20 protein-coding genes and 2 pseudogenes are annotated in these 22,669 nt (G+C 65.0%); 3 read left to right on the top strand and 19 right to left on the bottom strand.

Annotated features, from left to right (window positions below):
- Both V1280_RS20425 and V1280_RS20430 read right to left on the bottom strand, forming a co-directional pair.
- Entirely contained in the window at positions 1–555 is a 555-nt protein-coding gene (locus tag V1280_RS20425) for a TRAP transporter small permease (protein WP_334527928.1), read from the bottom strand.
- Between the two features lie 27 nt (positions 556–582).
- A pseudogene (locus V1280_RS20430) lies at positions 583–1,509 on the bottom strand (TRAP transporter substrate-binding protein); the annotation flags it as partial.
- On the opposite strand from V1280_RS20430, the pseudogene V1280_RS20435 reads away from it, so the two are divergent.
- Positions 1,505–2,122: pseudogene (locus V1280_RS20435) on the top strand (IclR family transcriptional regulator); the annotation flags it as partial. The pseudogenes V1280_RS20430 and V1280_RS20435 overlap by 5 nt on opposite strands.
- Before the next feature lie 7 nt (positions 2,123–2,129).
- On the opposite strand, the gene V1280_RS20440 reads toward V1280_RS20435, so the two are convergent.
- From V1280_RS20440 to V1280_RS20485, 10 genes are all read right to left on the bottom strand, one after another.
- Positions 2,130–2,546 carry a hypothetical protein gene (locus V1280_RS20440; RefSeq protein ID WP_334527931.1) on the bottom strand — a complete coding sequence of 139 codons (417 nt, stop codon included), beginning with the start codon at positions 2,544–2,546 and terminating at the stop codon, positions 2,130–2,132.
- Between the two features lie 116 nt (positions 2,547–2,662).
- Positions 2,663–3,454 (bottom strand): transporter substrate-binding domain-containing protein, encoded by a 792-nt coding sequence (locus tag V1280_RS20445; protein ID WP_334527934.1) that lies wholly within the window; start codon positions 3,452–3,454, stop codon positions 2,663–2,665.
- A gap of 36 nt (positions 3,455–3,490) precedes the next feature.
- Positions 3,491–4,282 (bottom strand): fumarylacetoacetate hydrolase family protein, encoded by a 792-nt coding sequence (locus tag V1280_RS20450; protein ID WP_334527937.1) that lies wholly within the window; start codon positions 4,280–4,282, stop codon positions 3,491–3,493.
- Between the two features lie 84 nt (positions 4,283–4,366).
- Positions 4,367–5,185: an alpha/beta fold hydrolase gene (locus V1280_RS20455; protein ID WP_334527940.1), complete on the bottom strand. Its 819-nt coding sequence runs from the start codon at positions 5,183–5,185 to the stop codon at positions 4,367–4,369.
- A complete protein-coding gene (locus V1280_RS20460; RefSeq protein ID WP_334527942.1) occupies positions 5,185–5,973 on the bottom strand; it encodes an SDR family oxidoreductase in 789 nt (262 codons plus the stop codon). The genes V1280_RS20455 and V1280_RS20460 overlap by 1 nt, the downstream gene beginning before the upstream one ends.
- 10 nt (positions 5,974–5,983) lie before the next feature.
- Complete coding sequence (locus V1280_RS20465) at positions 5,984–6,955, bottom strand: Bug family tripartite tricarboxylate transporter substrate binding protein (protein WP_334527945.1); 972 nt, start codon at positions 6,953–6,955, stop codon at positions 5,984–5,986.
- 40 nt (positions 6,956–6,995) lie between these two features.
- Complete coding sequence (locus V1280_RS20470) at positions 6,996–8,432, bottom strand: MmgE/PrpD family protein (protein WP_334527948.1); 1,437 nt, start codon at positions 8,430–8,432, stop codon at positions 6,996–6,998.
- Positions 8,433–8,449: 17 nt separating this feature from the next.
- Positions 8,450–9,904: an MmgE/PrpD family protein gene (locus tag V1280_RS20475; protein ID WP_334527951.1), complete on the bottom strand. Its 1,455-nt coding sequence runs from the start codon at positions 9,902–9,904 to the stop codon at positions 8,450–8,452.
- Positions 9,894–10,928 carry a PdxA family dehydrogenase gene (locus V1280_RS20480; protein WP_334527954.1) on the bottom strand — a complete coding sequence of 345 codons (1,035 nt, stop codon included), beginning with the start codon at positions 10,926–10,928 and terminating at the stop codon, positions 9,894–9,896. Before V1280_RS20480 ends, V1280_RS20475 begins: the two co-directional genes overlap by 11 nt.
- An 18-nt stretch (positions 10,929–10,946) precedes the next feature.
- Positions 10,947–12,260 (bottom strand): cation:dicarboxylate symporter family transporter, encoded by a 1,314-nt coding sequence (locus V1280_RS20485; protein WP_334527956.1) that lies wholly within the window; start codon positions 12,258–12,260, stop codon positions 10,947–10,949.
- 137 nt (positions 12,261–12,397) lie between these two features.
- Here V1280_RS20485 and V1280_RS20490 point away from each other — a divergent pair, with 137 nt between their 5' ends.
- Complete coding sequence (locus V1280_RS20490; RefSeq protein WP_334527958.1) at positions 12,398–13,366, top strand: LysR family transcriptional regulator; 969 nt, start codon at positions 12,398–12,400, stop codon at positions 13,364–13,366.
- 46 nt (positions 13,367–13,412) lie between these two features.
- Positions 13,413–14,312 (top strand): LysR substrate-binding domain-containing protein, encoded by a 900-nt coding sequence (locus V1280_RS20495; RefSeq protein ID WP_334527960.1) that lies wholly within the window; start codon positions 13,413–13,415, stop codon positions 14,310–14,312.
- 192 nt (positions 14,313–14,504) lie between these two features.
- Here V1280_RS20495 and V1280_RS20500 read toward each other — a convergent pair whose 3' ends face one another.
- The 7 genes from V1280_RS20500 to V1280_RS20530 are packed head-to-tail and all read right to left on the bottom strand — an operon-like array spanning position 14,505 to position 22,596.
- Complete coding sequence (locus V1280_RS20500; protein WP_334538368.1) at positions 14,505–15,968, bottom strand: amidase; 1,464 nt, start codon at positions 15,966–15,968, stop codon at positions 14,505–14,507.
- A 16-nt stretch (positions 15,969–15,984) separates the two neighbouring features.
- On the bottom strand, positions 15,985–16,782 hold the full coding sequence (locus V1280_RS20505; RefSeq protein ID WP_334527963.1) for an FAD binding domain-containing protein: 798 nt from the start codon (positions 16,780–16,782) through the stop codon (positions 15,985–15,987).
- Between the two features lie 11 nt (positions 16,783–16,793).
- Positions 16,794–19,181 (bottom strand): xanthine dehydrogenase family protein molybdopterin-binding subunit, encoded by a 2,388-nt coding sequence (locus tag V1280_RS20510; protein WP_334527966.1) that lies wholly within the window; start codon positions 19,179–19,181, stop codon positions 16,794–16,796.
- Between the two features lie 2 nt (positions 19,182–19,183).
- A complete protein-coding gene (locus V1280_RS20515; protein ID WP_334527969.1) occupies positions 19,184–19,675 on the bottom strand; it encodes a (2Fe-2S)-binding protein in 492 nt (163 codons plus the stop codon).
- An 18-nt stretch (positions 19,676–19,693) separates the two neighbouring features.
- Positions 19,694–20,800 carry an ABC transporter ATP-binding protein gene (locus V1280_RS20520; RefSeq protein ID WP_334527972.1) on the bottom strand — a complete coding sequence of 369 codons (1,107 nt, stop codon included), beginning with the start codon at positions 20,798–20,800 and terminating at the stop codon, positions 19,694–19,696.
- Between the two features lie 18 nt (positions 20,801–20,818).
- On the bottom strand, positions 20,819–21,709 hold the full coding sequence (locus V1280_RS20525) for an ABC transporter permease (protein WP_334527975.1): 891 nt from the start codon (positions 21,707–21,709) through the stop codon (positions 20,819–20,821).
- Positions 21,706–22,596: an ABC transporter permease gene (locus V1280_RS20530; RefSeq protein WP_334527977.1), complete on the bottom strand. Its 891-nt coding sequence runs from the start codon at positions 22,594–22,596 to the stop codon at positions 21,706–21,708. Before V1280_RS20530 ends, V1280_RS20525 begins: the two co-directional genes overlap by 4 nt.
- Between the last annotated feature and the right edge of the window lie 73 nt (positions 22,597–22,669).

A 22,669-nucleotide genomic window follows, 5' to 3' on the forward strand; every position in this document is an offset into this window, starting at 1 on the left:
TTACTCGAAGCCGCGCGCTTCGCCGACGCCGGTCACCGGCGGCAGCGGATAGAGGTCGCGGCCGCTGACGAGGCTCAGCACATTGCCGACCAGCTGGAGCGCCAGCCGCAGCACCAGCACGCCGCAGCCGAATGGCACCAGCGCCGCCGAAATCCAGGTCGGCCAGGGAATGGCGCCCGAGAGAACGTCGTGCTGCTCGTAATTCTCCATCGCGCGCGCGAAGCCGACCTTGCAGATCAGGACGAATACGAACAACCCTGCGAGCGCGGTGACGATCTCGGACAGCCGCCGCCCCACCGGCGAGAAGCGCGACAACAGGATGTCGACGCCGACATGGACATGCTCGCGCAACGCATCCGACAGTGTGAAGAAGAATACGCCGGCGAGCAGATAGAGCCCGATTAGATCATAGGTGAAGGAGAACGGGCTGTTCAGCGCATAGCGCATGAACACGTCGGTCACGACCAGCAACATGATCACGAACATGAACGCTACCGCGATCATCGTCAGCGCGCGCTCCAGCGCGCCGAGCACATGCCCCGCCCGTTCGATCACTTCGCGCCTCCCTCTTCGATTTTCGGATTACTTGCTGCCGGCAGCCAGCAGATCTTCGAATTCCTTCAGCGCAGCAGAGGCCTGCTTGCCACGGCTGTCGAGACCGGCCGCCCATTCATGACCGACACCCCTGAGCTTGTCCTTCATCTCGGCGCGCGTCGCCTCCGGCAGCGGATCGAAGGTGACGCCTTCGTCCTGCATGTGCTTTTTGGTGACTTCGCCTTCCTTGTCGACGTCGGCGCAAGCCTTCGGCGTGATCGCTTCGGAAGCCTCGTTCATCGCGGTCTTCACGTCGTCAGGCTTGTCCCAGACCGACTGGTTGATGGAATAGGCGACGATGAAGCTGCCGAAGCTGACGCCTTCGGTGGCGTGCTTGACCAGCTTGTCGAGGCCATAGGCCACGACGCTGTCCAGCGGGATCAGCAGCCCGTCCATCGTGCCGCGCGACAGTGACTCATAAGCATCGGGCGCGGCCATGCGCACCGGCACGGCGTTGAGCGCACGTAGCGTGAGATCCTGCGCGCCACCGGTGGTACGCAGCTTCAGGCCCTGCATGTCCTTGGTGGTCTCGACCTTCGACTTGACCGTCCACACCTGGTAGGGCGGCAGCACCACGGCCATCAGCAGCTTGATCTTGTTCGGCGCGTATTCGCGGCTGGCCAGCACGCCTTCGCGCGCGGCCTTCCAGTAAGCGAGCGTGCCCTGGCAGCTGGTCGCAAATGCACCCGGCAATTGCGCGACTTCCGACAGCGGCATCTTGTCGGAAACATAGGACGGTCCGATGTAGCCGATGTCGACCACGCCCGACTGCGTCAGCCGCAGCATGTCGGCGGCTTTGCCGATCTGCTGGTTTGGATAATAGGTGAAGGTCACCGCGCCGTTGGTGCGCTTGGTGACGTCGTCCATCCAGGGCTTGAGCATCAGGCGGACGAGATAATGTCCGGCGGGCCTGCTCGCGACATTGTCGGAGAAAGGCTATCTCTACGAACCGCGGCCCCGCGCCGGTTTCTATCCGACGCCGCGGTGGCTGGCGATGGCGCGGATGATCTCCGAGGTCGAGCCGCTGCCGCCATGGACACATACGCTGATCGCCGACCTTTCCGCCGAGACCGGAGAGACGGCATCCATCGTGGCACCGGCCGGCGTCAGCGCGGTGTTCATCGACGTCGTCGAGTCCCAGGCCGCGATCCGCTATTTCGCCACCATCGGCCACCGCGTGCCGATCCACGCCACCGCGTGCGGCCGGGCGCTGCTGCTGCAATATTCGCCGGAGGAGCGCGACTCCGTCTATCGCAAGATCGAGTTCAAGCAATACGGCCCCTCGACCCCGATCAGCATCGAGGCAGTCGAGGCCGAGCTGCGCAATTCGATCTCGCGTGGCTACTGCCAGAGCTTTGCCGACTACAGCCGCGACCTCGCCGGCGCTGCGATCCCGCTACCGATCGGCGACCGCAGGCTTTCTGTCGTCGTCGCAGGGCCGGAGTTTCGGATCGGGCCGAAGGTAGCGGAGGTCGCATCGCTGATCGCGCGGACGGTCGATCGGCTGCGGCCGAAAACGGCGGCCTAGGATCGCTTCAGTCAAATCCCTGAACGGGTGGCGTCGCGGTCTCCGCCGGCGCCGCAGGCGCAGCTTGCGCCGGTGGCACCACGGGGGCTGCCTGGACCGGCGGATTGCTCGCAGCTCCCATCTGACCGTTGGCCTCCATGGCCTGGCGCGTACGCGGCGGAGCGGTGGTCGCAGCGACAGGGGACGCCTCACGACGTGACGGCTGCCGATGTCTCGCCGAATGCGAACCTCTCACGCCCCATGACCTGGCGATCGAAGGTCCGGCGGTATAGCCGATCACTGCACCCGCAACGGCACCGACCGGACCGAGCACGACGGCACCCGACACTGCGCCTAACGCCGCAGAGCCCGCGCGCTCCTGCGCAGCGGCGCTTGCCGGCACGCCAGCCAGCAGCACGATGGCCATGATCAGAGCTTTGTTCATCGGAGCGCCTCCCTCTCGGGAGATCACTCTTACTCAAATATGGCCGCAGCGGGTTTGTTCGTGGCCCAACACGGGGCAATCGCGGATGGAACTCCGGCAATTCAAAGGCTTCCGCGCTACGGCGCGACCTTGTCGCCGGTAAACCCGTTACCGTCGAGCGCGCGACGGACCGTGCCGTCGGCCTTGGCGTCATCCAGGAAATGCAAAGCCCAGGCCTTCGCTGCAGCCTTGCCCTTGGGAACGACCACCACCACACCGGTCGACTGGACCACCTCGTCCAGCACCTTCGTTCCCGGCAGTTTTCGCGAGAGATCCTCCAGCGCACCCATGCCCATCGCGAGCGCGTCAAGTTCGCCCTTGCCGATCAACGCGGCCGCCTCTTCCGGCCTCACGAACTTCGTGAGCTTCGCCTGCTTCAGGGACTTCTCGACCGTGCGTGAGGTGGATGTCCCCTCGATGCAGCCGACCCGCATGCCCGCGCGATCGACATCGGCAACGGAGCGGATGTCCGAACCGGCGCGGATGAGATAGCCGCTCATGTAGGCGACGTAAGCAGGCCCCTGGTCGACGAACGCCTCACGCTTGACGTCCGCCGGCATGAAGGAAAGATCCCACACGTCCTTGCTGCTGGCCGCGGCGATTTCGTCGGAGCTCTGGTACTCGACGAGCTGCAGCGGCACATGCAGCTTGTCGGCGGCCACCTTCGCCAGTTCGACCGTGACGCCGCGCGGCTTCCCGGTCGCGGGATCGCGTGTCGTCCAGAACGCCGACGCGGCGGGACCGACGGCCACCGCCACGCGCAATGTTCCCGTCGGCGCAACCTCGAGCACGCCCTCGGCTTTCACCTCGGGAGCAGCGGTCATGAGGACGACCAATCCCAACGTGGCGATCAAGCCGAGCCGCAACATATCACGTCCCTCCAGCACCGAATTGCTCTCGGATACTCAGACGATCTTGATCGACATGTCCGGCAGGCCCTCAAGCTTGCACAACAGCACATCGCCCTTCACCACGGGCCCGACATTCTCCGGCGTGCCGGAATAGATGATGTCGCCGGCCTTGAGTTCGAACGCTTCCGAGAGCTTTGCGATCTGCTCGGCGACGCTCCAGATCATCTTGCTGAGATCCGAGCTCTGCTTCACGGTGCCGTTGATCGCGAGTGAAATGGCGCCCTTGTCGAAATGGCCGGTCTTGCTTGCAGGATGGATTGGGCCGATCACCGCGGCGTGGTCAAAGCTCTTGCCGATCTCCCACGGCTTCTTCTCCGCCGCCATTCCGTTCTGAAGATCGCGCCGGGTCATGTCGAGGCCGAGCGCGTAGCCATAGACGTGGTCAAGCGCCTTCTCGGCCGGAATGTTGGCGCCGCCGGATTTCAGCGCCGCGACCAGCTCGACCTCGTGATGATAGTTCTTGGTCAGCGACGGATAGGGATGATCGGCGACCTCACCCACCGCGACGTTCTGGATCGCGTCGGTCGGCTTCTGGAAGAAGAACGGCGGCTCGCGATTCGGATCCGAGCCGCGCTCGATCGCGTGCGCGGCGTAGTTGCGGCCGATGCAGTAGATGCGGCGAACCTGGAACACACTTGTCTCGCCGACGATCGGGATCGCGACCATCGGCACCGGGAAGATCGGCTTGGGTGCGGCTTGCGCTGCGGCCGGCGACGCATCCGAGAGGCCTGTGGCGGTCATCGCGGCTGCAGCCGTGAGCACGCTGCGTCGGGTGGTTTTTGTCATGGCTTCACTCCCTGATCTCTTTTCTTCTCGGACCGCCAGTCATAGAGCCAAACGATGGGCGGGCCAATGCCCGCCCTGTACGTCTTAAGTCGCGACACGATCGAAGAAGGCGCGAACCTTCTGCGCACAGACATCCGGGTCGGTTGCGGCCACGTGATAGGAATCGCCGGGCAGTACTTCCAGCTTCGAGCCCGGGATTGTTTCCTGCCACGCTTTCACCGAAGCGACGTCGCCTAGCCCCGAACCGGTCGTCGTGATCACGAGCGTCGGCCGCTTGATCGAGGGGAGTTCGCCGGTGACGTCAACCGTCGGCACCATCTGGAGGAACGCTTCCAGCGTCGAGGCCTTGGTCTTCGACATCAGGTTGATCCACCAGTCGAGCGCCGCCGGCGGCAGCGATGAGCCGAGCCGGCCGGCGGTGGTCTCGCGGACCCACACCTCGACGCCCTGCCCGCGGATCTGCTTGCGCCAGGTCGGTGCCCGCTCGTTGAACGAGGTCAGCGAGGCCGGCGCGCCGACCGCGGCGACTGCGATCACGCGATCCGGGTGCTTGGCCGTCAGATGCATCGCCAGCGTACCGCCGATCTTGCCGCCGACCAGGAACACGCGGTCGAGCTTCAACGCATCCAGCATCCGGACGATGTCGTCGCCGAGGCCGGCGAAGCGATAGGCATAGTCGCCCTGCATCGGCGTCGAATCGCCATAGCCGCGCAGATCGGGCCGCACCACGAGATGATGCGTGGCGAAATACGGCACCCAGCGCCGGAACGCCTCGCCGCTCTCGGCAAGCCCATGCAGCATCACGACCGGCGGCTTGGTGTCCCATGGCAGGAGATAGTCGTCGATGCGAACCGCAAGCTCGCAATCGTTGCTGACACCGATCTTCCGCAGTTCGCTAGCCATCAGATACACCTCGTTCCACCGCCATCGACATTGATGCAAGTACCCGTAATGAAGGATGCGCGATCCGAACAGAGGAATGCAACAAGCCCGGACACTTCGTGCGGCTGTCCGACACGGCCGAGCGGAACCGAGGCGATCGCGGCGGCATTGGTCGCCCCCTGATCCTGCCCGGAGATCGCGGCGCCCTGGGAAATGAGGCTGTCCCAGCGATCGGTCTGCACCGGACCGGGATTGACTCCGGTGACCAGCACATTATCCGGCGCGCATTCCTCGGCGAGCGCCAGCGTGAAGTTGAGGAGCGCTGCGTTGACCGCCCCGCCCGCCATATAGGCGGCGCGCGGCTGATGCCCGCTGCGGCCGATGATGTTGATGACACGGCCCCAGCGGCGGTCCCGCATCTCCGGCAGCACGTTGCGCGCGCAGCGCATGTAGCCGAGCAGTTTCAGCTCGATCGACTTGGCCCAGATCGCATCCGGCGTTTCCGCGAGCCGGCCCATCGGCGAGGCGCCGGCATTGTTGACAAGGATGTCGACGCGGCCGAAGGCCTCGCGCGCGGCATCCATCGCGCGGGCGATGTCGTCCGGCTTGGTCATGTCGCCGGCACAGGCGATCACGCGCCCGCCGGTGTCCCGCGACATGTCCTGCGCGGACGCGGCAACACGCTCGGCGTCGCGCGCGACGATGACGACATGCGCCTGCTCGCGCGCAAGCTCGGCGGCAATGGCGCGGCCGATGCCGATGCTGCCGCCGGTAACGACGGCAACCTTGCCGCCCAGATTCAGATCCATGACGCGCGCCTCAGTCCACAGTGGCGCCGGAGGCTTTGACAAGCTTGCCCCACTTTGCAGTCTCATCCGTCATGAATTGCCCGAACGCATCGGCGAACACCGTGCCGGGCTCGGCCCCGAGCTCGGCAAGCCGCTTCTTGACGTCAGGCATCTTCAAGATGGTTTCGAGCTCGCCGCTCAGCTTGGTGAGCGCCGGCGCAGGCGTTTTCGCCGGAGCCACCAAACCGAACCAGGACGAAGCCTCGAAGCCAGGAACAGTCTCGGCAACCGTCGGCACGTCCGGCAGCGCTTCCGCGCGCTTGGCACCGGCGACCGCAATCGCGTTGATGGCTTTGCCCTGCACTTGCGGCAGCACCGCCGGCATGTTGTCGAACATGAAGGGGATCTGGCCCGCGAGCAGATCGTTCATCGCCGGCGCCGCGCCACGATAGGGCACGTGGACGATGTCGATGCCGGCCATGCTCTTGAGCAGCTCGCCCGCAAGGTGGTTGGTCGATCCGATACCGGACGAGCCAAAATTCAACGTCCCCGGCTTGGCCTTGGCGAGCGCGATCAGCTCGCCTACATCCTTCGCCTGCACCGACGGATTGACGACAAGGACGATAGGCACGGAGGCAATCAGCGCCACCGGCGCAAAGGCTTTTGCGGGATCGAACGGCAACTTCTTGTAGAGGGAGCCATTGATGGTCAGTGGAGGCGGCGCGGTCAGCAGCAGAGTGTAGCCATCGGCCTCTGCGCTCGCGACCGCTTCGGCGCCGATATTGCCGCCGGCACCACCACGGTTCTCGACCAGGAAATTCTGGCCGTTCCGCTCGGTCAGCTTCTGCGCGACGATACGGGCGATGATGTCGTTGGAGCCGCCGGCCGGGAACGGCACGATAATCTTGACGGGCCGGGACGGATAATCCTGCGCACTCGCAACGCCGGAGAACAGAACGGCCGCACAAGCGGCCAGAAAGGTTCGTCGCATAACCCCGCGCATGGGCACTTCCTTGATGCTTGTCTTGTTGTTGATTGACTTGTCACGCCGTCAGCAATGGCCTCAGCTTGCCTACGTCGTCCAGCCGCTCGAGATGGCCGATCTGCTCGATCAGCTTCTCGGCCCTGTCGCTGCCCAGCACCGGCGCAATCAGATCCCGCGTCTTCGCCGCGACGGCGTCGGTGCTCAGCGGATTCTCCTTGGTGCCAGGCGGATATTTCGTGAAGTGCTCGACCTTCTTGCCATCGGTCAATGTCACCTCGACGACAGCCCCGCGCGGCGCCGCCGGATCCATCAACGCCTTGTCGCCGGCGAGTGTCACCTTGGCACGTTGCTCCAGGATTTTTGGATCATGCATCAGCGCGACGTCGTGACTGTCGTTGAACGACACCGCGCCCTTGACCAGCGCAACCGCCACGAGGTGCTGGCAATTGACGTCAGGCATCGCGCTCTCGCCTACAATCCCCATCGCATCGGTCGGCAGCTTGACCAGGATGCTACGGACGCTATCTGGCGTGAGGCTGTGCTGCTTGCGCAACGTCAGCATCGCGTCCAGCGGCGACTGGATGGGATAGCCGACCGAAAAGGTCTTGATCGCGGTTTCCGTGACATAGAAGAGCTTGCCGAGATCCTTCACCATCTCCTCCGGCTTCGGATCGGTCGAGAGCGCGATGAAGAGATTATGGGTGCCGTCCAGCACGTCGTCGACGCCGGTCAGGCCGTTAAGAACCATGTCGACGGCCATGACGCCGTTGCGCGCGCCCATGCCAGCGAAGTCAAACGCCTTCTCGATGTGGTCGTGGTCCTTCACCCAGCTCCACAGGCCGGAGACCTGCTGCGAGGAATAGGAGATCGCATAGCGCATCCCCTTCTCGTCGAGCCGCGCTAGCGAAGCGGCAGCGCCGAGCGCGCCGAAGGTCGACGACGTTCCCTCGGCGCTGCGATGCGTGCCACGCACGAGATCCGGGCCCAATGCCATCAGCAGGCGGCAGGTCAAATCGTAGCCGAGCGCGACGGCACGAATGACATCCTGTCCGCTGCGATGCTCCCGCTCACCGAAAGCGAGCGCGGCCGGTACCACCGAGCATCCTGGATGCGCCTTGGTGACGGGTTCGAAATCATCGGTCTCGTCGGCATGGGCGCACATTGCGTTCGCCAATGCCGCGTTGACCGCCGCGGTGCGGAAATCGGAACCGACCACGGAAGCCTGGGCATCGCCACCGAGCGTACGCACATATTTTAGCGCCATCTCGCCCGGCTTCATACGCGAACCCGAGATCATCGCGCCGAGCGTATCGAGGATGCGGTGCTTGCATTCGAGCAGCACCTGCTCAGGCAACTCCTGATCCCGCGCGGCGACCATGTAGCGGGCGAGCCGCTCCGTCACGCCCGGGCCGGCCGCGACAGCCGAACGGCCACCGGTGGCGGCCAGCGCGGCAACCGAGCCGGCGGATTGCAGGAAATGTCGGCGTGACGGCATGCTTTTCTCCCTCGCGATCAGACCGCGACCGACATCTTTGCGATCTCCGCCGCACTCGGCAGGTTCTCGACATTCCAGCAGGCGTCCATCACCCGCCGGACGGTCGCGGCGGGAATGATGCCGTCGGCAAGATCCGAGAACTTGGTCTCAAGCTGCTTGTCGGTCATCGGCACCTCGACGCTGCCGATCGCGTGCTCGATGTAGCGGTTGAGCTTGCGACCATCCTTGAGCACGATGGTGAGATCGACCTGCTCCGGCTTGATGCCCGGTGTGATGATCGGATTGACCTTGCCGCGCAGCGCGACGATGGTCGGATCGGTTACCGCACGATCGCTGAACTGCTTCTCGCCGCCGGCGCCCGCGACGATCGCCACCGCCACCGCATGGTAGATGCTGAACTTGCCTTCGAGTCCCTGACTCGGCGTCTTCTTGCCGGTCAGCTCCAGCACCAGCGGGTGGACCTCGAGATCGACCCGCTCGATCTGGTCGGCGGTCAGCTTGTTCTCGTTGCGGAGCTGGATCGCCGCATCGATCGCGGGATGGATGACGATGCCGCAGGCGAACGGCTTGTAGGTGTTGAGCGCGGCCTCGTAGCGTTTGCCGAGGTCGCCGAGGATCTCGTTGTAGTCCTGCTTGGTGCTGATCGCGTTGGCCCAGCCGCGCTTGGCCTCGATCATCGCATCGGACGAGGTGAAGTTCTTCGAGGCCAGGATCGCCGCGAAGATGCCGCTCGACGCGGCGCGGCCCGGATTAAAGCTCTTGTTCATCGAGCCGAAGGATTCACGCAAGCCGACCGGCTGCGACGCGGCGAGGCCGAGCGCCCAGGTCATCTGCTGCTCGTTCAGCTTCAATAGCTTGCCGACGGCCGCGGCCGAGCCGAACACGCCGGCCGTGCCGGTGATGTGCCAGCCGACATCGTAATGGTTTGGGTAGACCGAGTTGCCGATCCGGCACTCGGTCTCGACGCCGAGCACCAGCGCGTTGAGGAATTCCTTGCCGGAGACCGGCTGCATTTCCGAAAGCGCGAGGATCGCCGAGGCCACGGGACCAGCGGGATGGATGATCGTCTTCAGATGCGTGTCGTCATAGTCGAAGATGTGGCTCGACACGCCATTGATGAAGGCGGCGTTCATGATGTCGAACCGCTCGCGCCGCCCAAACAGCGAGGCCTGCTGCGGCCCGGAGAACGGCCCGAGCGCCGACACCGCGATATCGACCGTCTCGTGATGCGAGCCGCCGATGGCGACGCCGACCCAATTCAAGAGCGTGCGGACGCCTTCTTTCCGGACATTGGCCGGCAGGTCATCATAGCTTGCGGTGACGAGGTAGTGCGCCAGTGCGCGCGTGACGTCCTTCGGCGGCGCCGCGGCAGGAGCCGCAGCCGGCGTTTGCGCAAAGGCCGTGTTGGTGGCGACAGTCGCGAGCGGTAGCGCGGCCGCGGCCTGGAGCAGGGTCCTGCGATCAGTGCGCATAGGCGGCCTCCTTGACCTTGATCGATACGAGCTTTGCGGCAAGACGCACCGCGCCCTCCAGCGCACCGGTGTTGGCGACGCCAGTACCGACGATGTCGAACGCCGTGCCGTGCGACGGCGTGGTGAAGACGGTCTCGAGCCCGGCAGTGACGGTGACGCCGCGGTTGAAGCCGCGCAGCTTGGTCGCGATCTGGCCCTGGTCGTGATACATCGCGACCACGCTGTCGAACTCGCCGGCGAAGGCTCGGATATAGACGGTGTCGGCGGGATAAGGGCCGGTGCAGGCGATGCCGGCATTCGCGGCAGCTTCGACGGTCGGGCGGATCATCTCGATCTCGTCGCGGCCGAACAGGCCGTTCTCGCCGGCATGCGGATTGAGGGCTGCGACCGCGATGCGCGGCTTGGCAACGCCCGCTCTCTTCATCATGCGGTCGACAAGTTCGATCGCATCGGTGATGCTCTCCGGATTGATGCCGTCGAGCGCTTCGCGCAGCGACTGGTGCCCGGTGACGCGCGACATCCATTGGCCGTCGAGCACGTTCATCTCGGAGAAATAGGTTTTGTGCCCGAGCAGGCTCGCGAACATCTTGTGCTCGTCGGGAAACTTCCAGCCGCCGTCGAACATCGCGCGCTTGTTCAGCGGCGCAAAGGTGATGGCCTCGACCTCGCCCGCCTTGGAGAAATCGATCGCGCGCGACAGCGTTTCACCCGTCAGCCGGCCGGATTCGGCGCTGGCCTTGCCGAGCGGGATTTTACTGGGATCGGTGTTGCCGAGATCGACAAGCTGCACCGCACCGCTACGCCAATTGGCTGCCTTGGGCGAGGCAATCCGTTCGACCTTCAGCTTCACGCCGGCATGTTCCATGCCCATGTCGAGCACGCGGGCATCGCCGACCACGACGAGGCGCGCGACGTCGGCGAGGCGGTCGTCGGAGAGGATGCGCGCGATCTGTTCGGGCCCGATGCCGGTGCAGTCACCGGGGGTCAGCGCGATGACGGGCAGTTCATTGGTGCTGGTAGCCATATTGGAGACCTTGGATCCTTACTTCGCTTGCTGGATTTGCGCGGCGGACTGAGCCCAGTCCTCGCGATTGAATTCGCCGTCCCACTTCGCGACAACGATCGAGGCGACCGCATTGCCGATGGTGTTGGTGATGGCGCGCGCCAGCGACATGAAGCGGTCGATGCCGAGCAGCAGCGCCAGTCCTTCCGCCGGCAGCCCGGCGGCGACGACGGTCGCGGCGAGTGCTGCGAACGCGCCGCCGGTGACACCGGCCGCGCCCTTGCTGGTGAACAGCATGACCACGAACAGGCCCAGCTGCTGCCCGGCCGAGAGCTCGACGCCATAGACCTGGGCGACGAAGATAGTGGAGAGCGGCAATGTCAGCGCAACGCCGTCGAGATTGAAGGAATAGCCGGAGGGAATGACGAGGCCGGCGACCGCGCGGCCGACACCGGCCTTCGGCAGCTTTTCCATCATGCCGGGGATGGCGGTCTCCGACGACGAGGTGCCGAGCACCACGAGCAGCTCGGTGCGCAGCAGGCGCAGGAGGTCCATCAGACGAATGCCGACCAGGCGGCAGATGGTGCCGAGGATGACGAAGATGAAGAACGCCATCATCGCCCAGGCGGTGCCGACCAACATCGCCAGCGCATAGAGCGTCGCGGCACCGAACTTCGCCACCGTGAACGCCATGGCCCCGAACGCGCCGATCGGCGCCAGCGCCACTACGACATGGACGACGCTGAAGACGAGCTCGGTGATACGCTCCAGGCCCGTCCGCAGCGGGCCGGCCTTCTCGCCAAGCAGCAACAGGCCGATGCCGCAGAGCAGCGCCAGCACCAGAACCTGAAGCACGTCGCCGGCGGCAAACGCGCCGACGAAGCTCTCCGGCACCATGTGCTGGATGTAGGCCGACAGCGAACCGACATGGGCCTGCTGAAAGCGCGCGACCGTTTCAGCCTGCTGCGCCGTTGCGTGTGCGACGCCCGCACCGGGCTGCACCCAGCGCACCACGACGAAACTGATCAAGAGACAGATCGTCGTCACCACCTCGAAATAGGCGAAGGCCTTGAGGCCGATACGTCCGACCGCTTTCATGTCGCCGACCTGCGCGATGCCGGTGACCACGACCAGGAAGATCAGCGGCGCGATCGTCACCTTGATCAAGGAAATGAAGACATCGCCGAGCGGCTTCAGCTCCACCGCAAAGTTCGGAAACAGAGCGCCTAACAGCGCGCCAAGCGCCGCACCTGCGACCACCAGGACATATTGCTCGCGCCAGAGCGGCTTGCGGCGACGTTCGGACGTGGCGCTTGGGATAGGCTCAGACAGCGGCGCTGCGGCGATCTGCAATTGACGTTCCTCCAACGACATCGGCGCGCCATGCGTCGATGGCGCTTTGTTCTTATCTCTCGATGCGGTTTACATTGGACCAGCGGCCTTTCCGGCGCTAATGCCGTATCGGTATCATTTGAGGACAAAACGTTATTATGGACCTGGTCTGGCTGGAGGACTTCCTTGCGATCGCCGAGGAGGGCGGGTTCTCCCGCGCCGCCGAGCGACGCAACGTGACCCAGCCGGCGCTGAGCCGCCGTATCAAATCGCTCGAGGAGTGGCTGGGCACGCAGCTGTTCGAACGCTCGACCCACACCATCACGCTCACGGCCGCCGGTGAGCGCTTTCGCCCTGTGGCCGAGGACGTGCTGCGCCGGGTCCTGGTCGGCCGCGAGGAAGCGCTCGAAGTCGCGCGGCTGAAGGCCGAGACCATCACCTTCGTCGCCACGCATTCGCTGTCGCAGACCTTCTTTCCCGAATGGATCCGTAACTCCGACGGCGCGCGCGACGGCTCCGCGGTCCAGCTCGTCGCCTCGAATTTCGCCGGTTGCGAGAAGCTGCTGCTGGATGCGCAGGCGCATTTCATGCTGGCGCACTACCATCCGTCGCTGGTGAGCCGGCTCGACATGGACCGCTTCCAGCGCATCGATCTCGCCACCGACGTGCTGATCCCGATCAGCGCGCCGGCGGCAAAGCCGGGCCGCGGCGGACGGCGCAGCAAGAACGCGCAGCCTCGCTATACCCTGCCCGGCGCATCCGGCGCGCCGCTGCCCTATCTCGCCTATCACCCGGGCTCGGGCGTGGGACGGCTTGTCACATCGTTCCTGGCGGCGAAGGATCCGACGGCCTGGCTCGTTCCGGGCTTTGCCGCGCCGGTGATGCTGCTGATCGACATGGCGCGCGAGGGACGCGGCGTGACATGGGCACCGATGAGCCTCGTCCGCGCCGATCTCGACACTGGCCGCCTGCTGCGTGCCGGCGGCGGGGAATGGGACATCCCGATCAATGTCTCGCTGTTCCGCACCCGCGCCCGCATGACCCGGGCGGCCGAGACTTTCTGGAATTCAGTGCGCAAGGGCCGGCCGGGCGTGAAATCCGCCGCATCTGCGTCTCGGGCCAGATGAGCCCTAGCATGGAACTTGCATAAATTCTGGGCGACATGGACGCCGCATGAACCTCATCAGTCTCGACATCCGCATGCTCAGGTCGCTGATCTCGGTGGTCGAGACCGGCAGCATCACCGAGACCGCGCGACGGCTGGGCCGCACCCAGCCGGCGATCACGCTGCAGTTGCAGCGGCTGGAGGAACTGACCGGCAAGCAGCTGTTCGAGCATGGCGGCCGCAGGCTGATCCTGACCGACGACGGCACCACCGTCCTCACCTACGCCAAATCCATCCTGAGGCTGCATGACGAGCTGATCTCGCAGCTGGCGTCGCAGGAGATCGAGGGCCAAGTCGTGCTCGGCACGCCCGATCTCTATGCGGCGTTCATGCTGCCGCAGATCCTCAGCGTGTTCCGAAAATCGTTTCCGCGCGTGCAGGTCGAACTCAACTGCGCGCTGTCGACGCCGCTGGTCGGACTCGTCAAGCGCGGCGATGTCGACATCGCGCTCGTCACCCGCATGAATGATTTCACCGGCGGCCAGGTGGTGCGACGCGAGCAGCTGGTCTGGATGACCGGCGAGCAATCCGCCGCGCACCAGGAACGCCCGATCCCGCTCGCGCTCTTGCCGCCCGGCAACATCTATCGCGACTACGCCATCGATACGCTGGAGCGTGCGAGCCTGCGCTGGCGCATCGCCTGCGTCAGCGAAAGCGTCGGCGGACTGCAAGCGGCCGCCTTCGCCGGCATGGCCGTCACCGTGCTCGGCCGCAGCGCGCTGGTGCCGGCGATGCGCGAGATCGGGCCGAACGAAGGGCTGCCGCCGCTGCCGAAGATCGAGCTGCTGCTCTACAAATCGAGCGGCGCCACCTCAAAGGCCGCGACCGCGCTGCACGACTATCTCGCGCATTATCTGCGCCTCGACGAAGAGCTCAGCGGTCGCGGCGCGCCGATCGAGCTGGGCTAGGCCCACACAAACGTCGAAAACAACCCCATGCACAGTAGAATGGCCCTTGTTTGCAAAAGGGCTTTTCGCGCGCCCTTCCGGAGAAGGGCTGCGCGATTTCTTAGGTCATGTTTTTAGAGATTTGACACGTCGGGCAAAACACCGGCACACTAGCATCATGGGCGCTGCACCCCTCGGCGCTCTCCCCTCCGGCTAACGTAACGCCACCTGTGGCCAGAACTTGGCCCAGGGCTGCGCCTGCTCGAACGCGGCTGCGATGCGGAAGATCGTGGGCTCGTCGAGCCAGGGCGCGATGATCTGAAGTCCGATCGGCATGCCGTCACGATCGAAACCGCAAGGCAGCGTCGCCGCCGGAAGACCGGCGAGATTGATCGGCCAGGTGAACGGCGACCAGCCGAGATGCGGATCGACCTGGCTGCCGTCAATCTTGTCGACGCCGATCCGGCCGGCCTCGAATGCGGTCACCGCGACGGTCGGCGTCACCAGCGCATCGACGCGCTCGAACAATTTCAGGAACGCATTGCGGGCCTGGCCGCGGCGGTAGCTGGCTTCGATGTAATCCGTGCCGCTGTAGTGGCGGCCGGCACGGACGACATCGCGATAATCGGCCTCAGAGCTGGCGAGATCGGCCGTGGTCTTGGTCGCCACCGCAGCCGCCTGCTCGGTGAAGGCGATCGGCTTCAGTGTGTGCTCGAGAATTTCGGGATCGAGACCCGGACCGTCCATGGTGACCTGTGCACCGCAGGAATCGAGAACGGCGAGCGCCTTGCCAAATGCCGCGCAGACGTCGGGGCTGACGGCGGCGTAGCCGAGATCGGCGCTGGCGCCAATACGAATGCCATCGAGGCGCCCTGCGTTGGTGTCGAAGCGGCGGGACGGTACCGGCAGACTAGCGGCATCGCGCATGTCGTAGCCCGCAATGATCTCCAGCGTCAGCGCGGCATCCGCGACTGTGCGCGTGATCGGTCCGGTGTGCGCGAGCGAGGCCCAGGACGGTGGCGAGAAGCCGGGCGAGCGCGGCACCAGGCCAAAGGTCGGCTTCAACCCGAATACGCCGCAGAAGGACGAGGGTACACGGATCGAGCCGACGCCATCGGTGCCGATCGCGATCGGGCCGCAACCGGCGGCGACGCCCGCTGCCGCGCCGCCGCTCGATCCACCGCTGGTGCGACCGGGATTCCAGGGATTGCGCGTCGTACCCGTGACGGGGCTGTCGGCCGTCAGCTTGTAGCCGGACTCACAGGTCGTGGTCTTGCACGTGATGATCGCGCCGGATGCCCTGAGCGCCGACACCACGGCGGCATCGACATCGGGCACGAACGCCTTGTTCATCGGCGAGCCGGCGTAAGCCGGCACACCCGCGACGAAGACGAGATCCTTGATCGTGACAGGCACGCCGGCCAGCGGCCCCCTGGCTTCGCCCGCGCGCATCTCATTGGCGATACGGTCGGCCTCCGCCCTCGCCTGCTCGTACATCGGTGTCACCACCGCATTGCAGGCCTCATTGGTGGCTTCGAGCGCGGCAATTGTATCGTCGACGACATCGCGCGGCGTGAACGCCTTGCGCCGGTAGCCGGCCATGATCTCGTTAGCAGAAAGCGCGCCAAGGCCAGTCGGCGCCGGCGGGAACGCCGCTCGGCCGGAACCATCAGTCATCATCAACCCTAAAGATCTAGCTGAGCGCCGCGTCGACGGCGCGTTTGGCCATCACCGTGACGAGATGCGCACGGTAATCGGCTTCGGCGTGGATATCGGAGGTGAGGCCGTCGTTGTCGATCTTGATCGCCGCGATTGCGGACGGATCGAAATTCTCCGACAGCGCCCCCTCCATCGGCGGCACGCGGAATACGCCGGGACCCGCGCCGGTTACGGCGACGCGGACACCATCGGCGAATTTCGCGACGAACACGCCGACCAGCGCATAACGCGACGCCGGCGCCTTGAACTTTGAGTAGCCTGCCTTGAGCGGCACGGGAAAACGGATCGCCGTGATGATCTCGCCTGGCTCGAGCGCGGTCTCGAACAGGCCGAGGAAGAACTTGTCGGCCGCGATCTCGCGCGTGCTGGTGACAATGGTGGCGCCGAGACCGAGCACACCGGCCGGATAATCGGCTGCCGGATCGTTGTTCGCGACCGAGCCGCCGATGGTGCCGCGGCTGCGTACCGCAGGATCGCCGATCATCGAGGCCAGCGCCGCGAGCCCGGGGATTTTCGTCTGCACCAGCTTTGAGGCCGCCACCACGGCATGCGGCGTCATCGCGCCGATGGTGATGGTTGCGCCGTCGTCGGTGATGCCCTTGAGGGATCCAAGTTTTGAAAGATCGACCAGCGCGACGGGGCTCGCCAGCCGCTGTTTCAGTGTCGGGATCAGCGTCATGCCGCCGGCGACGAGCTTGCTGTCCTCGATCGAGGTGAGCAGCTTGGCCGCATCCGGGATCTGGTCGGGCTGGTGATAGGCAAATGGTTTCATTGTTATCCTCCCTATTCCGCGGCGACCGGCAGCGACGCGTGTTGCAACAGGCGCCAGATCCGGTTCGGCGTCGCCGGCATATCGACATGGGTGACGCCGAGATGCGACAGCGCATCGACCACGGCGTTGATGACGGCGGCCGGCGAGCCGATGGTGCCGACCTCGCCGCAGCCCTTCACGCCCATCGGCGTGTGCGTGCAGAGCGTCGAGTGGGTCGCGACCTTCATCATCGGCATGTGGTCGGCCCGCGGCATGCAGTAGTCCATCAGCGAACCCGACAGCAGCTGGCCCGAGCCTTCGTCGTAGACCGCATTCTCGAACAGCGCCTGGCCGACGCCCTGGACGATGCCGCCGTGCAGCTGGCCCTCGACGATCATCGGATTGATGACCGTGCCGACGTCATCCACCGCGGTGTAATTGACCAGCGTCACCGTGCCCGTCTCCGGATCGACCTCGACCTCGGCGATGTGGCAGCCGCCGGGATAGGTGAAGTTGACGGGATCGTAATAGGCCTGCTCTTCCAGTCCCGGCTCCAGCACCTCCAGCGGATAGTTGTGAGGCACGTAAGCGGCGCCCGCGATCTCCTCGAACGACTTGAGGCGGTCCGTACCCGCGACCGAGAAGTTTCCAGCCTCGAACTGGATATCGACTTCAGCGGCTTCGAGCAGATGCGCCGCGATCTTCTTGCCTTTGGCGATCACCTTGTCGGTCGCCTTCGACAGCGCCGCACCGCCAACCACCAGCGAGCGCGAGCCATAGGTGCCCATGCCAAACTGCACACGATCGGTATCGCCGAACACGATATCGACATTCTCAAAGGACACGCCGAGCTTTTCCGACACGATCTGCGCAAAGGTCGTCTCGTGGCCCTGGCCATGATTGTGGGTACCGATCATGACCGTAACCTGGCCGGTCGGATGCACGCGCACCGTGGCGCTCTCATAGAGGCCGCCACGCGCGCCCAGCCTTCCTGCGAAGCGCGACGGCGCAAGACCGCAGGCCTCGACATAGGTGGAATAGCCGAGCCCGCGGAATTTGCCCTTGCTGGCGGAGGCCGCCTTGCGGATGCCAAAACCCTTCACGTCGGCTGCGACCAGCGCGCCGTCGAGGCATCCCATCGGATCGCCGGAATCGTACTGCACCAGCACGGGCGTCTGGTAGGGATAGGCCTCCTTCGGGATCATGTTGCGGCGGCGGATCTCGACCCGGTCGATGCCCATCTCGCTGGCGGCGACATCGACAATGCGCTCCAGCACGAAGGTCGCTTCGGGGCGGCCCGCGCCGCGATAGGCGTCGACCGGCACTGTGTTGGTGAAGACGACCTTCACGTTGCAGTAGATCGCAGGCGTGGTGTAGACGCCGCCAAGCAAGGGACCGTAGAGATTGGTCGGGATATTCGGCCCGAAGGTCGAGAGATAGCCGCCCATATTGGCGAGCGTATTGACGCGAAACGCCAGGAACTTTCCGTGTTCATCGAGCGCAAGCTCGGCTTCGGTGACGTGATCGCGGCCATGGCGGTCCGAGACATAGCCTTCCGAGCGGCTCGCCACCCATTTGATCGGCCGCTTCACCCGCTTGGCGGCCCAGGTGATCACGGCTTCTTCGCCGTAGTGGAACTGCTTGACGCCGAACCCACCGCCGACATCGGGCGCAACCACACGCAGCTTGTGCTGTGGGATGTTCAGCACCAGCGCGCCCATCAGGAAGCGCACGACGTGCGGAAACTGGCTGGTGGTCCACAGCGTGAAGCGGTCCGTGCCCGGCTCATATTCGGCGATCGCCGCACGTGGCTCCATCGGGTTGCCGATCAGGCGGTTGTTGACGAGGCTGAGCTTGGCGACATGCGCCGCTTTCCGGAATGCGGACTCGACCGCGGCCTTGTCGCCGAGCTCCCAGTCACAGCAGATGTTGTTCGGCACATCTTCGAACAATTGCGGCGCGCCGGGCCTGACAGCTTCGAGCACGCCGACCACGGAGGGCAGCACCTCGTAGTCGATGGTCAACAGCTCGGCCGCAGCATCTGCCTGCTCAGGCGTCTCGGCGATGACGAAAGCGACCATGTCGCCGACGAAGCGTACCTTGCCCTGCGCCAGCATCGGGAACGGCGGCTCCTTCATCGGCACGCCCTTGGCGTCCGAAATGCCCCAGCCGCAGGGCAGCGAGCCCAGCTTGTCGGCCGCGACATCCTCGCCGGTCAACACCGCGATGACTCCGGGCGATGCCAGCGCCGCAGCCTTGTCGACGCCGCGCAGGATCGCGTGCCCATGCGGTGAGCGCACGAACACGCCCGCGGTCATGCCCGGGCGCTTGATGTCGGACACGTAATTGCCGCGGCCGGTGAGGAAGCGCTGGTCTTCCTTCCGCTTCGGTGAGGCGCCGATGCCGATCACATTGCCCATGGTCACTCTCCCTTGGCGGCGTTCATGGCGGCGGCGCCGGCCATCACTGAGACGACGATGTTCTGGTAGCCGGTGCAGCGGCAGATATTGCCTTCGAGGCCATGACGAACCTCGGCTTCGGTCAAATCCGGCTTCCCGGTGGCGAGTGCGACCGCGGTCATCAGCATGCCGGGCGTGCAGAAGCCGCATTGCAGGCCGTGATGCTCGCGAAACGCCTCCTGCATCGGATGCATCTGGTTCGAGCCGGGCGCGCCCTGAAGCCCTTCAATGGTGAGAAGGGTCGCGCCGTCGAGCGTGGGCGCCAGCAGCGTGCAACTCTTCACCGGCAAGCCATCGAGATGCACCACGCAGGCGCCGCACTGGCTGGTGTCGCAGCCGATATGGGTGCCGGTGAGGTTGAGCTGCTCGCGCAAAAGCTCGGCGACGAGCGTCGCGGGTTCGACGTCGACGGTGGTGGGCCGGCCGTTGAGGGTGAAGGATATCTGCAAGGTCATACTCCTGCGCGACGGGTCTTAGGCGAGTGGAAGCGCGCTGCCGGTGGCCCATGTGGCCATGACGACATCGCCGACGGTGAAGGGGTCTGCAAAGAAGGTCTTTTCCGGCACGTAGGCGACGAACTCGTCGTCCGGCACGGTGTCGAGCATGACCTTGACGAAGTAGCCCTGGTATTCGATCGCGAGCACGCGGCTTGGCAGCGACGTGGTATAGCCGGGCGGTAGGTCCCTGCCCGGCCGGACCAGCGCGACATCGTCGCGGCGCACGGCGATATCGACCTTGTCGCCGACGCTGACGGTCGGGCGCGCCTGAAGCGGCACTTCGATGCCCGACGGCGCCGCCTGTGCGAGCGTAAAGCTTGCACCGTTGACCTTTTCGACCCGACCGGAGAGCACGTTCTGGCCGCCCATGAACTCGGCAACATAACGATCGTGCGGATGGGCGTAGACATCGCGCGCCGCGCCCGCCTGCTTGATCTTGCCCTGCTCCATCACCACCACGAGATCGGCAAGCGCGATCGCCTCGAGCTGGGTGTGGGTGACGTGAATGAAGGTGATGCCGAGCTCCTGCTGCATCCGCCGCAGCTCCTGGCGCATCTGCACCCGGAGCTGCTCGTCGAGCGCCGACAGCGGCTCGTCGAGCAGCAGCACCCGCGGCTCGGTGATCGCGGCGCGCGCCAGCGCGACCCGCTGCTGCTGGCCGCCGGAGAGCTGCGCCGGCAGGCGGTCGGCGAATTGCGTCAGCCGCACCTTCTCGATCATGGCGTCGGCGGCGCGCAGGCGATCGGTCTTGGACATGCCGCGCACGCGCAGCGCAAAGGCGATGTTCTCGCGGACGGTCAGATGCGGAAACAGCGCATAGGACTGGAACATCATCGCGGTACGACGCTGCACCGGGGCGAGCCCGACGACGTTCTGGCCGCCGATCACGATCTCGCCCGCGGTCGGGTCCTCGTGGCCCGCGATCATGCGCAAAATCGTGGTCTTGCCGCAGCCGGAGGGGCCGATGAAGCAGCAATAGGCGCCGTCGGCGATCCTGAGATTGACGCCGTCGACCACATAGGTCGCGCCGTCAAAGCTCTTGCAGACGCCTGCCAGTTCGATATCGCCGCGATCGTTCTTCATTCCCACATCAACCCTTGCTCAACCTTTGGCCTGGCTGCCGCGCTTCTTCTGGATCAGCACGATGCTGCCGAGGCTTGCGCCGATGACGATGAAGGAGACGATGGTGGTCACCGTGCCCAGCGCATAGAGCGAGGGCGAGGTGACGTTCAGCGTCATGCTCCAGATCTCCAATGGCAGCGTGTTCAACGAGCCCGCGGTCTGGAGGCTGCGGGCGAACTCGTCGTAGGACAGCGTGAACCCGAACAGCGCGACTGCGACGAGGCCGGGTGCGAGCACCGGGATCATCACCAGCCGGATCGACTGCCAGCGGCTGGCACCGAGATCGTAGGCCGCCTCCTCCCAGACATGGTCGAAGCGCGACATCACTGCGAACATCACGAGCACGCCGAACGGCAGCGTCCAGGACAGCTGCGCACCGAGCGCCGAGGTGTACCAGCTCGCATTCAGGCCGAGCGCCTGGAACAGGAGGCCGGAGCCGAGGCCGAGCACGAGGCCGGGCGCGACCAGGCTGCCGATCATCATGTAGAAGACAAAAGTGTCGCCGCGAAATCGCTTGCGGAAACCGAGCCCGGCCAGGAACGACACCACCACCGTGATGACGGTGACGATGACGGCGAGCTTGATCGAACGGTCGAACGAGCCCTTGACGTCGCCGGTCCGGACCTGGGTGAAGAGATCGACGAACCAGTGCAGCGAGTGCCCCTTCATCGGGAACACCAGGCCGCCACGGATATCCTGGAACGACAGGATGTAGATGCAGAACATCGGGCCGTAGAGCGCAATCACGTAAAGGCCGAACAGCGTCGCCAGCACGTAGAACGTCCAGGGCCGCCCGCCTTTGCTGGGCGCGATCGCCTTGGTCGTCGCGGGCACCACCGTCTCGGGCATCTCGGCGAGAACCGCGCTCATCGCGTGATCTCCTGCCGGATATCGACGGTGCGCAGAATCAGCGAGACGATCGCGACCAGCACCAGCGTCAGCAGCACGGCGCTTGCGGCTGCGGTCGGATATTGCAGCACGCCGACGTCCTCGTAGAAGGCGCTGACCACCGAAGCCGAGCCGCCGCCGGACATCACCTTGACCACGAAGAAATCGCCCATCACGATTGAGACCACGAAGATGGTGCCGAGCGCGATGCCGCTCTTGGACATCGGCACCACGATCAGGCGCATGATGTCGAAACGGCTGGCGCCGGCGTCGATCGCAGCCTCGATCAGCTTCTTGTCGATCCGCGCCATGGAATTGAAGATCGGCACGATCATAAAGATCGTGAGCTGGTGGACATAGGCGATGACCACCGCGAGGTCGGAGAACAGCAGCACTTCCAGCGGCTGATGGATGACGCCCATCGCCAGCAGAGCCTGGTTGATCAGGCCTTCCTTGCCGAGCAGCGGAATCCACGAGATCATCCGGATGATGTTCGAGGTCCAGAACGGCACCGTGCACAGCAGGAACAGGCCGATCGCCAGCAACTGGTTGCGGACGTGGAACACCAGGAAATAGGCGACGAAAAAGCCGATGATCAGCGTGAAGATCCAGGTCAGCACGGTGAACTTGATAGTCGCCAGGTACAGCTTCAGCGTCAGCGCCGAGTGCAGCACCTCGACATAGCTTGCCAGCGTGAAGCCCGGCGTCAGCCCGCCAAAGCCGTCGGTGGCGAAGAAGCTCGCGGCCAGCACGACCAGGATCGGCGCCACGAAGAACGGCACCAGCACCAGGACCAGCGGCGAGACATAGAGCCAGCCGGCGAGATTGGAACGTGAAGGAGCTTGAGCTGAACTCGAACCTGGCTGCATATCAGCAAATGCCTCGAAGTCGATCTTGTCGCACCGGCGCGTGACGGCGCCGGTGCTTCGCTTGGGTCAGGGA

Source organism: Bradyrhizobium sp. AZCC 2230 (assembly GCF_036924495.1).
Classification (GTDB): domain Bacteria; phylum Pseudomonadota; class Alphaproteobacteria; order Rhizobiales; family Xanthobacteraceae; genus Bradyrhizobium; species Bradyrhizobium rifense.